The 12,644-nt window shown below is 66.0% G+C and carries 13 protein-coding genes; 7 read left to right on the forward strand and 6 right to left on the reverse strand.

Translation table 11 applies throughout. The features are described 5' to 3' along the window. The first annotated feature begins 114 nt into the window (after positions 1 to 114). Both TRD_RS12515 and TRD_RS13995 read left to right on the forward strand, forming a co-directional pair. Positions 115 to 597, forward strand: a complete 483-nt coding sequence (locus tag TRD_RS12515; protein WP_012642685.1) for a flavin reductase family protein — start codon at positions 115 to 117, stop codon at positions 595 to 597. A gap of 171 nt (positions 598 to 768) precedes the next feature. Beyond that, the gene (locus TRD_RS13995) at positions 769 to 1,413 is read left to right on the forward strand and encodes a TlpA family protein disulfide reductase (protein WP_012642755.1); all 645 of its coding nucleotides are present in this window, start codon (positions 769 to 771) and stop codon (positions 1,411 to 1,413) included. 15 nt (positions 1,414 to 1,428) lie between these two features. Here the strand turns inward: TRD_RS13995 and solA are convergent, their stop codons facing one another. From solA to TRD_RS12540, 3 genes are all read right to left on the reverse strand, one after another. After that, positions 1,429 to 2,574, reverse strand: a complete 1,146-nt coding sequence (solA, locus tag TRD_RS12525; protein WP_012642400.1) for an N-methyl-L-tryptophan oxidase — start codon at positions 2,572 to 2,574, stop codon at positions 1,429 to 1,431. Between the two features lie 537 nt (positions 2,575 to 3,111). Further along, entirely contained in the window at positions 3,112 to 3,543 is a 432-nt protein-coding gene (locus TRD_RS12535) for a hypothetical protein (RefSeq protein ID WP_012643202.1), read from the reverse strand. Between the two features lie 123 nt (positions 3,544 to 3,666). Continuing rightward, the gene (locus tag TRD_RS12540; protein ID WP_012643307.1) at positions 3,667 to 4,269 is read right to left on the reverse strand and encodes an O-methyltransferase; all 603 of its coding nucleotides are present in this window, start codon (positions 4,267 to 4,269) and stop codon (positions 3,667 to 3,669) included. 213 nt (positions 4,270 to 4,482) lie between these two features. On the opposite strand from TRD_RS12540, the gene TRD_RS12545 reads away from it, so the two are divergent. Next, the gene (locus tag TRD_RS12545; RefSeq protein WP_012642835.1) at positions 4,483 to 5,748 is read left to right on the forward strand and encodes an ArsB/NhaD family transporter; all 1,266 of its coding nucleotides are present in this window, start codon (positions 4,483 to 4,485) and stop codon (positions 5,746 to 5,748) included. Positions 5,749 to 5,752: 4 nt separating this feature from the next. Here TRD_RS12545 and TRD_RS12550 read toward each other — a convergent pair whose 3' ends face one another. Then, positions 5,753 to 7,012, reverse strand: coding sequence for an alkaline phosphatase family protein (locus TRD_RS12550; RefSeq protein ID WP_143714820.1), 1,260 nt, complete (start codon positions 7,010 to 7,012; stop codon positions 5,753 to 5,755). 510 nt (positions 7,013 to 7,522) lie between these two features. Between TRD_RS12550 and TRD_RS12560 the strand changes: the two genes are divergently transcribed. The 4 genes from TRD_RS12560 (at position 7,523) to TRD_RS12575 (ending at position 10,906) form a co-directional block, all read left to right on the forward strand. Continuing rightward, positions 7,523 to 8,452 carry an agmatinase gene (locus TRD_RS12560; RefSeq protein WP_041437792.1) on the forward strand — a complete coding sequence of 310 codons (930 nt, stop codon included), beginning with the start codon at positions 7,523 to 7,525 and terminating at the stop codon, positions 8,450 to 8,452. Between the two features lie 16 nt (positions 8,453 to 8,468). After that, positions 8,469 to 8,843, forward strand: coding sequence for a hypothetical protein (locus tag TRD_RS12565; RefSeq protein ID WP_012643019.1), 375 nt, complete (start codon positions 8,469 to 8,471; stop codon positions 8,841 to 8,843). Positions 8,844 to 9,015: 172 nt separating this feature from the next. Then, positions 9,016 to 9,600 carry an Lrp/AsnC family transcriptional regulator gene (locus TRD_RS12570; protein ID WP_012642658.1) on the forward strand — a complete coding sequence of 195 codons (585 nt, stop codon included), beginning with the start codon at positions 9,016 to 9,018 and terminating at the stop codon, positions 9,598 to 9,600. Next, a complete protein-coding gene (locus tag TRD_RS12575; RefSeq protein WP_012642515.1) occupies positions 9,584 to 10,906 on the forward strand; it encodes an aspartate aminotransferase family protein in 1,323 nt (440 codons plus the stop codon). The genes TRD_RS12570 and TRD_RS12575 overlap by 17 nt, the downstream gene beginning before the upstream one ends. Here TRD_RS12575 and TRD_RS14000 read toward each other — a convergent pair. Beyond that, positions 10,903 to 11,670 (reverse strand): class F sortase, encoded by a 768-nt coding sequence (locus tag TRD_RS14000; protein ID WP_012642427.1) that lies wholly within the window; start codon positions 11,668 to 11,670, stop codon positions 10,903 to 10,905. The genes TRD_RS12575 and TRD_RS14000 overlap by 4 nt on opposite strands. Before the next feature lie 91 nt (positions 11,671 to 11,761). After that, positions 11,762 to 12,577: a DUF4397 domain-containing protein gene (locus TRD_RS12585; RefSeq protein ID WP_012642502.1), complete on the reverse strand. Its 816-nt coding sequence runs from the start codon at positions 12,575 to 12,577 to the stop codon at positions 11,762 to 11,764. Positions 12,578 to 12,644 lie beyond the last annotated feature (67 nt).

The following is a 12,644-nucleotide window of genomic DNA, read 5'->3' on the forward strand; positions in this document are numbered from 1 at the left end:
TTCGGTCGACTTCACTCGACCAGGCCGCCATCCGCGCCGCGCGAGCCCGTGAAACGACGCCAGCGCCCTCCATCGCCCCAGCGATAGAGTAGCATCGTCCTGGGGAGGCACGCGATGGTGAGCCCGGAACAGTTCCGCGACGTCATGGCCAGGCACGCTGCCGGTGTCACCGTGGTGACCACCGCCGGGCCGACCGGCTATCACGGCGTGACCGTGACCGCCTTCTGCCCGCTCTCGCTCGATCCCCCGCTCGTCCTCGTCTGCATCGACCGCCAGCAGCAGAGTCATCGGCTACTCGAGACGGCCGCCGGCTGGGTCGTCAATCTCCTCTCCCGCGATCAGGAGTTCTTGGCTGAGCAGTTCGCCGGACGTGCCCCTCTGGCCGATTCGCGCTTCTCCCGCCTGCCCCATCACCTGGGCCCTCTAGGAATCCCCCGTCTGGACGGCTGCCTCGCCTGGATCGACTGCCGACCCTGGGCTCGCTACGAGGGGGGTGACCATTCCATCTTCGTGGGCCAGGTCGTCGCGCTCGATCTCGGTCCAGCGAACGACCCTCTCATTTATTTCGAGCGCCAGTACTATGAGCTCGCCTGGTAGATCCAACTCCCCTCGATCCCTTGTCTTCCTGATCCGCCGGGGGCCGATCCGAGACACCAGCGCGGCGCGAACCAGCATGCACTCCGCGGCGATCCACCTCCCGAGAACGAGACTGCACCGATCCCACGAGTACACTATGAAAAGAGGCCTGGTTTGCCTCGGGAGCGAACGATGCACGAGCCGACCAGCAGCGAACCGATCGCGCCGACCGACGTGTCGAGCGACCGCCGGGCACAACGACCCCTCTGGCACCTCCTCGCGCTCAATATCGCCCTGCTCGCTGTCCTGGTCAGTGCGGTCTGGCTTGCCCTCTGGTTCCTGCGCCAGAGCGAGGTTCCTCGTCCTGCTCCGTCCGCTGGCGACTTCCTCGCCGCTCAGGCCTTGACCATCGGGACGGTCGCGCCGGAGTTCACGCTTCCCCAACTCGATGGCGGCCAGATCAGTCTCAGTCAGTTCCGCGGGCGACCGGTTCTGGTCAACTTTTGGGCTTCCTGGTGCGCACCATGCCGATCCGAGATGCCAGCTCTGCAGCAGGTGGCCGCGCAGTACGCCGGGAGCGGCCTCGTCGTCATCGGCATCAACCAGCTGGAAGATGTGCCCACGGTGCGGGGGTTCGTCCGAGAATTCGGCCTCACCTTCCCGATCGCACTCGACCGCGACGGGGTCACCAGTCGCGCCTGGCGGGTCTACGGCATTCCGCAGACGTATCTCGTCGGTCCGGATGGGACGATCCGCAAAGCCTGGGTCGGTCCCGTCACCGAGCAATCGGTGACACGCGCCCTCGACGAAATGGGGATCCGACCCACTCCCAGCTGACCGGCGTCACCACGCTCACTGTGCCGCTTCGATCGACTCGCGCCGAAACCGCTCCAGGCGGAAGAGTGCCGCTGGCTGCGCTCCGGAATCGATCGCCAGTGCGGCGACGAGTTCGCCGATCGCGGGAGCGAACTTGAAACCATGCCCGGAACACGCGCTGCAGAGAACGACCTGTGGCCGAAGGGGGTGCCGATCGATGAGAAAATGATGATCGGGTGTGACCGTGTAGAGGCAGGTGAGATACCACAGCACCGCTCCCCCAGCTTCGGGCCAGTACCGTTCCAGTGCGTGGCGCAGTTCGGCGATTTCCTCGCTCGTCGCCGTACGTCGGACCGTTTGCGGTGTGCAGACTTCTCCCGTATCGTGCCGGCCGAACTTCACCCCTTGTCCCGGCAGTTCCGGAAACGCGCTGTAGAGCCCTGTTTCGTCCTCCCAGAGGGCGAAGGGAAAACGATCCGCCGCGTAGCGTCCCCCGGCCCGGGGTGCGAAGTGCACGTGCAGGATACGCCACACCTCGAGTGGTAATCCGAGCTCTGGGACGAGCTGACTCAACCACGCTCCCGCCGCCAGCACCAACCGATCCGCCCGAAAGGTTCCAGCCGGCGTTTCCACGCGGACGCCGTCACCATCGACCGCCCAGGCGATCACTGGCGTCTCATGCCGGAGTTGTGCTCCCGCGGCCGTGGCGCGGTCGAGCATGGCTGCCACCGCTGCCTCCGGGTCGATCAACCCAGCCTCCGGCTCGAACACAGCCACCTGTTCGGGTGCTAACCGCAACCCTGGAAAACGCGCCATCGCCTCGCTGGCCTCCAGCAGTTCATGCGCGAGTCCATGCGCACGAACGCTCGCCAGCACCCCGCTCACGAGCGAGCTGTCCGGTCGCCCCACGTAGAGCCCTCCCGTCATCCGGAGGAGCGACTGGCCGCTCTCGGCCTCCAGTTGCCGCCAGAGCGTCCACGCCCGCCGGACCAACGGGACGTACTCCGGCGACTCGTAGTAAGCTGTCCGGATGATCCGCGTCTTGCCGTGCGACGAACCGCGATCGTGCCCGCGGCGGAAGGCGTCCAGCCCGAGTACGCGGAAGCCACTGCGTGCAAGCGCCCACGCCGTCGCGGCGCCCATCGCGCCGAGACCGATCACGATCACCTCTGAGCTGCGCATCGGCCCTCCTCGCGTTCGTTTCGACGCCCTTGCGCTCTCAGTGCTTTCACGACACGTCCTTTGCCCCGCGCGAGTCTTCTCTGCGGCCAGCCTGATCGCCTGGTGGGATCGAACCGACGGCTGCGACAGGCTCGTGCGCGTCGCCCCGCTCGCGCCCTCCCTCCGCGCTGGATCGCTAGCGCGAGATGCTCACCGCGCCGCGAGAGGACACCCACCCCGAGAGGCCACTCCTGCCTCCCCGTATACCCGCTGCCCAAACACATCGGGAGCAGCGGCGGATCGAGAGCGGCACGAGCGCGTCGCTCGCGGAAACCTGACGAGGAGATCTTCGCAACCACGTGCGACTGTCCCGCAGCTGCACCTGGACCTCGACCAGTACCCAGACCCGCTCTCCGTCGAAATCGATCGCCGAGGCGATCTGACCCCGTTCGCCGTCGCGAGCGAGACTCCTCGCGATAGCCGGAACAGCGAACCCGTTCTGCTCCCCAGCCCGCACGAGCGCATCGGCGGCATCAGCCGCGACCATCCCACTCGCTGTCACCATCGGCCAGCCGACCTCGCTGCGCAATGACTGCCGCTCGCGCTCGGGCCGCTGAGCGGGTTCCCCCAGATGAGCCAGCTGCGCGTCGTCCTGCTCCATGCGCTGGTCGATCCGGTTCGCTCCTCCTGCCAGGCCATACGCTCGTCCTGGTAATCCACCTCGTGGAACGTCGCAGCGAGCCGCTCCGCGGCAGCGAGGAGTCGCCTCAGGAAGTCTGGACGGCGCTCGCGCGAAGCCGCGAGCCAGCGCATCGCGCAGTCGAGCGGCACCCCCTCGACGCGATCCAACCGGTCACCCTGCTGCGCGACGACCGCTGGCAACGCGAGCAATTCCTGCGCGAGAACATGACACCGCAGCTCCTCGCGGCGTTCCGGATGCTGGTCGATCCTCGACAGGAGCGCTCGCGGCTGCTCCCGACCGACCGTCATCGCCTGTCCCCCTCCTCGCTGGGGAGGTGATCCGTCCACCAGTCTACCAGCCGCTTTGCACCGACATCCGACTCGACCGCGGTACACTCGCTCGGCTGGCTTCCGAGCGCTCCGGCTCGCCCCTCACCAACGCTTGATCGTCCACTCCAGTCCCCGCTCGAACGGGATGGTGATCGTCAGGACATCGCTCCGCGAACGGACGAACTCTTGGTATGCGCGACAGTCGTGCGAGACGACATTGTCGGCCACGATCAGCCCACCCGGCACCACGCGGTCGAAGGCAGCCAGGAAGAGACGCCCATAGTCGTCCTTCTCCGCATCCAGGAAAAGGAAATCGATTCGCTCGTACTGCCGTACCAGTTCCGCAGCATCGCCCTCCAGGACGACTGCCACGTCTTGGAGACCAGCCGCCGCGAGGTTGGCATTGGCTGCCGCGACGCGCTCCGGACGGATCTCGCTCCCGATGACGCGTCCACCATAGGCCCGCGCAGCCAGTGCCAACCAGATCGTGGAATAACCGACCGCTGAACCTGCCTCGAAAATGAGCGGCGGCCGCAGGGCCAAGAGCACTCCGTACAAGAACGCTCCCGTCGCCGGCGTCAATGCGCGGATGCGCTGTTCCTGAGGGAGTCCGAGAGCACGCTCGGCTGCATCCTGCTCCGCCAAGCGATCGAGAACACGCCGCGCACGCTCGTCCGCCAGTTCATGCTCGGCTCGGCTTGCCATCCTGCTCCTCCGTTCACGATCTCGCCTCGCGCGACCAGTGCAGGCCAGTCTAGCATCACGTCCCGGCACCGAGTCCGCCATCGTTCCGGCGTCCCCGCGCCAGCCGTGACCGATGGCGAGCCAGGCACTCGGCGAGGCACCGCTCATCCTCGCCAGACTCGGCCCAATGGTCGGTCGCATGGTAGACTCATCGACCGCGTGTCGGGAGGGCCGATGCAGGTCGTTCTCGGACTTGGTATCTTCGCAGCGACGCTCATCGGGATCTTCGCGCGGCCAGCTCGTCTGTCGGAGGCACACGCCGCACTCCTCGGCGCCCTGGCGATGCTGCTTACCGGGATCGTGTCACCCGAGACAGCAGCAGCCGCGCTCTACCACGAATGGAACGTTTACCTCTTCTTCCTGGGGCTCATGGTAACCACCGCGCTGGCGGAGCGTGCCGGCGTGTTCACGATGCTGGCCCGAGCAGCAGCCATCTGGGCGAACGGTTCGAGCCGCAGGCTCTATCTGATGCTTTTTCTCATCGGAGCTCTGGTCACCGCGTTCCTCTCCAACGACGCGACCGCACTGCTGCTCACTCCGGTCGTCGCCACGCTGGTCATCCAGTTGCGCCTTTCACCGGTGCCGTATCTGTTCGCGACGACGTTCATCGCTGACACGGCGTCGTTCCTGCTCCCGGTCAGTAATCCGATCAACGTGCTGCTCCTCGGCGAGCGGATCGATCTCCCCACTTTCTTCCGCTTTCTCCTGGCCCCCGCTCTCTTTGCCATTCTCGCGAATTACATCATTTTCGCTTGGTGGTTCCGCCACGACCTTCGTATGGTGTACGATCCCGCTCGCCTTCCCGTGCTCGACTCCCGACGACAGCAGACTGCCCGCCTGACGCTGAGCGGGCTTGCCGTCCTGGCCCTGGTGGAAGTCACCGCGGCTTGGTATCACCTGCCGCTCGGTCCGGTAGCCGTCCTCGGCGCCTGCGCTCTCGCCCTGCTCGCCTGGCGCATCGGCCAGCTCGATTGGAAGAGCGTGGTCCGCAGTATTTCTTGGTCGTTGTTCGGTTTCCTCACGGGTATGGTCATCGTCGTGCGCGGATTGACCGAACTCGGACTCACCGAACGCTTCGGTACCTGGCTCCTGGCGCTCGGCGCGGGATCCACCTTGCGCGCCATCCTCGTCACGGCCTTCGGGACCGCGCTCGGTGCGAACCTGATCAACAATGTACCGATGGCCCTGGTCATGCGCGCGGCGCTGGAGACCAGTGCCCCCGCCACGCTCCCCCAGGAGGCGCTGCGCTACGCTGCCCTGCTCGGAGCCGATCTCGGGCCGAACGTCACGACCGTGGGATCGCTGGCCACGATCCTTTGGGTCCTGCTCCTGCGTCGGTACGGGATCACGGTTTCAGTCCGCCAGTACATCCTGCTCGGGTTCCTCCTCGTCCCCCTTCTCCTGGCAGCCGGCTCGCTCGCTATCTGGCTCCAACTGTGACGGCTCACGGACGCCAGATCAGACACGGCACCAGTTGCTCGACCGCTTCCAGCCCGGCATGTGCCCCGAGAAAGACGCGACTTGATGCCCCAGGTGGATCCCACGGGAAACCCGCTCCCTCGACTGCGATCAGGACCAGTTCACCCACCCGATGCAGCGCTTCCGGATGGTACGGCAGGGGACCGAACAGCCCCTGCGCGAAGAGCTCGTCTCGACTGGACACCCATCCGTCCTCGCCCGCCAGCGCTGTCAGGCGCGCCTGTACGGACTCTTCTGCGCCGGTCACCGGGTGCAGATAGACGGCGCGACGCTCGCCAGCCGGCGGGACCCGCAGTTCGGCCAGCAGTGCGGGATCGGTGAGCGGTCGTTGCCGCGCTGGATCCAGGGAGACCATCCCGTGATCGGCGGTGATGACGACGAGCAGGTTACGCCGCGGGAGTCGAGCCAGGAGCTCGTCGGCCAGCAAGCGATCGAACTGCCGGAACTCGATACGCCAGGCCGCTGATTCCGGCCCCACGAAGTGGCCCAGCGTGTCCAGCGTATCCCAATAGGCCGTCACCAACTGGCGACCCGGCCGGACGAGCGCAGCGTGAACCTGCGCCACGAACTCGCCGGGTGTCCGATATCCGCGGAATTCGGCACCAGCCGCCTGCATCTTGGTCAGGGGCGTGTCGCGAAACGCCTCCGGGCTCACCACCGTCGCGTGGATGCCGGCTCGCGCGGCTCGCTCGGCGATCGTCGGAACAGGCAGGAACGAGCGTGGTTCCAGCCCCAGGCTCGCGTAGCTGGGAAATCGCCCGAGCGGCGACCAGAGCAGGAGATTGGAGAGCATGCCGAACTCGCGCAGAAAGACCGTGAAGCCGAGCAAGCCATGCTGACTCGGCGGGTAACCGGTCGCCAGCGTCGTCAACGCCGCGACAGTCGTCGAGGGGAAGACCGAGGTGAGCGGGAAGAGTATGCCCTCACGCGCCAATCTGGCCAGCCCGGGCGTCTCTCCCTCCGCCAGCGCGCGCTGCAGCCGTTCGTAACCCAGTCCATCGATGATCACGAGCAGAACAGCCTCGATCCCATCGGCCAACTCGCTCGGCCAGATCGCTGGAGAAACCGGCTGCCCCTCCAGCTCGCCCCCCAGGCTGGCCAGGATCGACCATGGCAGGTTGACGAGGCCGAACCCGTCGTAACTGGGCCGAACCCAGTGTGGTCGCTCCGCTGAAAAGCGCGTTGCCTCGCGCACCAACCCCTCAGCGTTCCCCTGCTCGTCCATCGCTCCAACCCCCTTCACCGACCGTCTCCGCTCTGCCACGCACGATCGCTTCTCCTGGTGAGGAGCAGCATCCAGTCCGCACTGCGCCGGTTGGTCGCTGCGCGCCTCCATCGTGACGGCAAACGGTGCCCGGGTCATCGGACAGCCGGTGCGCGTCACACCCGCATCGACCTCGACTCCATTCCGGATCTCTCGCGGCGAACCGCAACGCCGTCCTGCCGGAGAACCGAGTGAGCCAACGTGCCGACCACGAGGATACGCAAAAACGGATATCCACTCGTGAGCCGCGCATTTCCTCATCGACAGTTCGTCGGTGCCAGTTCCCGATCCGCCCGAGCAGTTCGGTCCTCAGTTACGTCCGCACCGCTCGCTTCGAGAAGCCGCGGGAGTTCGGCGCTCTCCTCTTGACGAACCACTCGTTGGCTCTCACAATCATCGAGAAGTGAAACGTGGCAGGACACGATCGTGTGGAGCACGATGCACGGCGAGGACACGAGCGATCACCCCTCGATGACCGAACCTGCGCCATCGACTTTTGTCGGACTTCCCCGCCTCGACGAGTTGCCTCGTCCCCCTCATGTGACGTTCCTCGGTGTTCCCTATGGACGCCCTTACCGAGGGCTGGGGCCTGAGCTTCCGTCAGCGACTGCACCAGCCGCGCTCCGCGCTGCTTCGCTCGCCTTCCAGCCGTATTACCGGAACGTGGACGTCGATTTTGGTGGCGACCTCTTCGCGGGACGGGAGGTCCTGCTCGCTGATGCGGGCGATGTCCGGCTCGTTCCAGGGGACCACACCGGTAATCTGGAGCGGATCACCACGGTCGTCCGCACACTGCTCCGTGCTGGCACCGTACCCATCGTGCTCGGCGGTGACCATGCGGTGACCGTTCCGGTCTTGCAGGCCTACGCCGAGCATACAGGGCTCTGTATTGTCCAGATCGACGCGCACCTCGACTGGCGCGACGAGGTCGATGGCATCCGCGAGGGATTCTCGAGTCCGATGCGACGGGCCAGCGAACTGTCCTCGGTGCACGCGATGATCCAGATCGGGCTACGCGGGGCCGGCAGTGGACGAGAGGGAGAGTTCGCTGCTGCTCGTACCTGGGGAAGCGTCTTGGTTCCGGCCCGCACCGTGCACCGAGAGGGGATCGAGTGGGTACTCGACCGGTTGCCGCAGGCATCCGCGTACTACGTCACGCTTGACGCGGACGGCATCGATCCGGGTATCATGCCAGGGGTCAATGCGCCAGCCCCCGGTGGTCTGACGTACTGGCAGGTCTTCGACCTCTTGTGTGGCATTGCACACCGTGGCCAGATCGTCGGCTTCGACCTCACCGAACTGGCACCGGCCCGCGACCCGAGCGGTGTGACCATGGCTCATGCCGTGCGCATCCTTCTGGTCCTCATCGGTGCGCTGGCGCACGCCGGCCAGTTCGGATGATGCAAAGGAGTATCAGGTGAGACGCTGGTCACCTGAGTTCGCGCGACACCGAACCGCCTCGCAACCGCTCTCCGGAACCTGGCTCATCCTGGGAAGCGGCTTCCTCATCGTCGGTCTGCTCTGGATTTCGCTCGCGTATCGCTTTTATCTGAGCGCAGCACCGCGCGCTCTGCTGATCGCCCTCGTGATGGCTTTCCTACACGCTGTGTCGAGCATGCTGAACTTCCGCCGAGGGCTCTCGGCCTTCCTCCTCAGCCTCGCCGCTGTTCTTCTCGGTATCGTCGGCGCGTTCATCGTCCGGGTCTACTTCCTCATAGGTATCGAAGTCGTCGCCGGAGTCGTGCTCGTTCTCGGGCGATCGACGCTACTCTCCAGCACAGGGAGGAGGTGATCGTGTCGTAACCGGTGTATAATCGGGCACGCTGCTGACGAAACCGGCGCTCGACTCGCGAGAGGCGGGTACCGGTGAGGCGAGCAGGCGAAGATGCACTGCTGTGCAAACTGGCACCGTGATGGTGCGACAGCTGGTCAATGGAGACCAGGGAGTGAGGAGCGCTGGAACGATGGTACGCCCGATCGATGCACTCGACCGCTCGATCATCCGTCTCCTCCAGGAGGACAGCCGCATGCCGAGCGCCGAGATCGCTCGCCGGCTCGGTGTGGCCGAGCGAACCGTCCGCGCTCGCATCAACCGGCTCGTCGAGGACGGCATCGTCAAGCTCGTCGCCATCGTCAATCCTTCCGCCCTCGGCTACGACGTGACCGCCGATATCTTCCTGGAAGTGGAACCGGGACGCCTGGAGGAAGTCGCTCAGCAACTCGTCGCCATGGAAGAAGTCGCTTACGTCGGTCTCACCACCGGCGAGCGCGACATCAGCATCCAGGTCTTCGTCCCCTCGGTCGATGCGCTCTATCGCTTCATCACCGAGAAACTCCAGCGAATTCCCGGCGTCATCGGCACGACGACGTACGTGGTTCCCCGCGTCCTCAAGTGGCTGCACAACTGGTCGTTACCCTCCGAAAGCACTGCGCCAGCCGGTCGCCGCGCCGTCCGTCGTCGCCGACGCGGCCGGGCCGGACGCGCCCAGGAAGAAGCAGCGATCTCAGCCACCAGCCCAGCAGGAGCGAACAGTGACGAAAACACCTAAAGCCACCCGCACCGAATGGCTGCGCCGCGCGCGTGAGGCGCTCGGTGGCGCTGTGACCAGTTTCGTCCTTCCCGAGTCGCATGCCATCGTGCTCTCGCACGGCTTGGGAAGCCGTGTCGTCGACGTCGATGGTCGGGACTATATCGACTATGTGCTCGGTTCCGGACCGCTCATCCTCGGCCATGCTCATCCCGCCATCGTCGAGGCCGTCTCGCGTCAGGCGGCACTCGGCTCGACCTTCTACACGCTCACGCCGGCCGCGATCGAACTGGCTGAGGAGATCATCCGGGCCGTTCCCTGCGCCGAGCAGATCAAGTTCGTCTCTACCGGCACCGAGGCGACATTCCACGCGCTGCGCATCGCCCGCGCCTATACAGGTCGTACCAAGATCCTCAAGTTCGAAGGGGCCTTCCACGGCGTCCACGACTACGCCCTCATCAGCGCGTTCCCCGCCGTCCCCTCGGACCTGCCGAAGGGGCAACCGGATTCCGCTGGCATCCCACCCCAAGTCGCCGAGACCGTACTGGTCTCACGCTGGAACGACCTCGACGTCACGCGCGCGCTCATCGAGCAGCATGCCGAGGAGCTGGCCGCCGTCATCTGCGAGCCGCTGCAACGAGCGCTCCCACCAGCGCCCGGCTTCCTGAACGGCCTGCGCGAACTCACCGAGCGCTACGGAATCCTGCTCATCTTCGACGAGGTCGTCACCGGGTTCCGGCTCGCCTACGGAGGAGCCCAGGAACGGTACGGCGTCGTCCCCGATCTGGCTACCTTCGGCAAGGCGTTGAGCGGTGGCTACCCGCTGGCTGCTATCGCCGGCCGCCGCGAGATCATGGCACTCACCGACCCCACGCGCCGGTCTCGTGGCGAACCGGTCGCGCATCTCAGTGGCACGCTCAATGGCAATCCGCTGGCTGCCGCTGCCGGGTTGGCCACCTTGCACGTTCTTCGGCAGCCTGGCGTGTACGACTACCTCTATCGAATCAGTGAGCAACTCCGGACCGGATTGCGTGAACTGGCCGCCGCACGCGGTATACCGCTGCAGGTCATCGGGGAAGGGCCGGTCCTGCAGATCGTCTTCGCCGAGGAAGAGCCCCGCGATTATGCAGCTTTGCTCCGTGCCGATCGCGAGCGAGCTGTTCGCTTCGGCCTCGCCTGCCTCGAACGTGGGCTCTTCGTCAACCCAGGCGAAAAGCTCTACCTCTCGCTGGCCCACAGCGAGGCCGACATCGCGCGCACCCTGGAGATCTTCTCCGCAGCGCTGGATACGGTACTCAGCGACGCCAACGCTACCGCGAGCGACTAGCTCAGCGGGGCGAGGCCGTCGAAGCGCGTGAAGACGAGAAGGTTGTCGCTGTACACGCGACGCTGCGGATCCCACCAGCCGGCGCAGGTGATCAAGACGAGTTCCGAGGAGTTCTCGCCGGTGAGCAGCTCCGCCGGTAGGTCCGTGCTCGCCACACGCGCTTGCCCCGTCACCGTGTAGTGGAGCACCCGCCCATCGGCCAGTTCGAGCAGCACCACACTACCCGGCTGCAAGCGGTGCAAGCCGGCGAAGACAGCCCAACCACCCTCCACCCGGTCGAGATGGCCTGCCAGTAACGCTCGTCCCGGCCAACCGGGGTAGGCGCTTCCCCGATACCAGAACACTGTGTCGCCGTCGTCGGAGATCGCCAGGCTGCCGTCGGGCGCGAGATCGACCGCTTGGATCGGAGCATCGACGCCGATGCTCGGAATCCGAATACGCACCGGCTCGACCAGTCGCGGCATCACCAGGAGTGGTTCGCGGACCGGCGAGGGCTCCTCGACCGCCGGGCTGGGCAAGTGCCTCGGCGGGATCCACGTCTCGGGCAACGGGAGCACCGCGACCTCTTCACTCGGAATCGCTTGCCCGACGAGCCGCCACGCCTCGGTGCGCAGCGCGTCAGCCTCCGGCACGCGCGGTGATACCCCGACCGGGCCGAGCAGCAGGGCGTGCGAGGACGCGTTCAACCACCCCCCGATCAGCATCATTGCCAGGAGGAGCGCAGTCGTCCCGAGTGCCTTGCGCCGACGTGTCGATGCGGTCATGACGATCCTCGCTGGGAACGTCTGCGACCGAAAGCAGCGGGTGCCCTGATCGAAACCGGAGCACCCGCTGCGACGGGAGGGAGAGGCGCCATTACCGGAGATTGCGGCGTTCGATGCGAACCGGCACGCGGACGAGCGCCGCACTACCAGCCAACACCAGCAGCGCGGCCAGCACCGCGACCGTCAACGGCAGCGTCGCGTTGGCGGCACTACCCCCACCGGTCCCGACATGGCTGGGTGGAGCACCCAAACCGGTGATCACCTGGGTCACCAGCCGGAAGGAGCCTTTTTCGATCGATCCGATGGCATAGACGATCGTCGCTGCTCCGGCTGCCACCGGCAAGTCGACCGGCCCGAACACAGCCTGCGCCTGCCCAGCCGGCGCCAGGTCGACCGAATAGGTCTTGGCATCGACGTCCGCCTTGGCCTCGTTCGGATTCGCCAGATTGGCGAATACGACCGCGCCACCAGCCCGCACGTCCACCGCCGGCGCCTGCGCAGTATGGCGGACGATGAGGCGTCCCTTACCGCTCGCCACCGGGGATGTGTCGTTGACGAAGATGCTCAGGCGCGGCTGCCCGTTGGCATCCAGGTGAGCGACGACCGACGCGTTCTGGCCAGCAGCCAACGTGGCTTCGGCCGAGAGGACTGGAGCGCTCGCTGGGTCAGCCCCGGCCGGCCGGATCGCCAGCTTGTAGGTACCGGGATCGAGCGCCAGGGGATCGGTCACCGTGCCGAAGGTGAAATTGGACAGCACCTTCGCATCGTTGGCGTAGACATCCACGACCAGGTCCGGGACTCCGTGCACCACAGTGAGCTGCGCCTTCTCATGGCCCGCAGCCAAAACCGTGAACGGAACGGCTGCAAGCAGTGCGAGGGTGATGACGACGGTGATCAGTTGCCTCATGGCGTCCCCCTTGGATTCTACCTAATCTTTGTTTATGCTAACTCCTACCTACACGCGCGTGCAACCG

It is taken from the genome of Thermomicrobium roseum DSM 5159, assembly GCF_000021685.1.
In the GTDB taxonomy this organism is placed as follows: domain Bacteria; phylum Chloroflexota; class Chloroflexia; order Thermomicrobiales; family Thermomicrobiaceae; genus Thermomicrobium; species Thermomicrobium roseum.

Coding starts and splice junctions, on each gene's coding strand:
- solA (WP_012642400.1), bottom strand. CDS start 2,574: ATGCGCAGCTCAGAGGTGATCGTGATCGGTCTCGGCGCGATGGGCGCC.
- TRD_RS13995 (WP_012642755.1), top strand. CDS start 769: ATGCACGAGCCGACCAGCAGCGAACCGATCGCGCCGACCGACGTGTCG.
- TRD_RS12585 (WP_012642502.1), bottom strand. CDS start 12,577: ATGAGGCAACTGATCACCGTCGTCATCACCCTCGCACTGCTTGCAGCC.
- TRD_RS12560 (WP_041437792.1), top strand. CDS start 7,523: ATGACCGAACCTGCGCCATCGACTTTTGTCGGACTTCCCCGCCTCGAC.
- TRD_RS12540 (WP_012643307.1), bottom strand. CDS start 4,269: ATGGCAAGCCGAGCCGAGCATGAACTGGCGGACGAGCGTGCGCGGCGT.
- TRD_RS14000 (WP_012642427.1), bottom strand. CDS start 11,670: ATGACCGCATCGACACGTCGGCGCAAGGCACTCGGGACGACTGCGCTC.
- TRD_RS12545 (WP_012642835.1), top strand. CDS start 4,483: ATGCAGGTCGTTCTCGGACTTGGTATCTTCGCAGCGACGCTCATCGGG.
- TRD_RS12535 (WP_012643202.1), bottom strand. CDS start 3,543: ATGACGGTCGGTCGGGAGCAGCCGCGAGCGCTCCTGTCGAGGATCGAC.
- TRD_RS12550 (WP_143714820.1), bottom strand. CDS start 7,012: ATGGACGAGCAGGGGAACGCTGAGGGGTTGGTGCGCGAGGCAACGCGC.
- TRD_RS12515 (WP_012642685.1), top strand. CDS start 115: ATGGTGAGCCCGGAACAGTTCCGCGACGTCATGGCCAGGCACGCTGCC.
- TRD_RS12570 (WP_012642658.1), top strand. CDS start 9,016: ATGGTACGCCCGATCGATGCACTCGACCGCTCGATCATCCGTCTCCTC.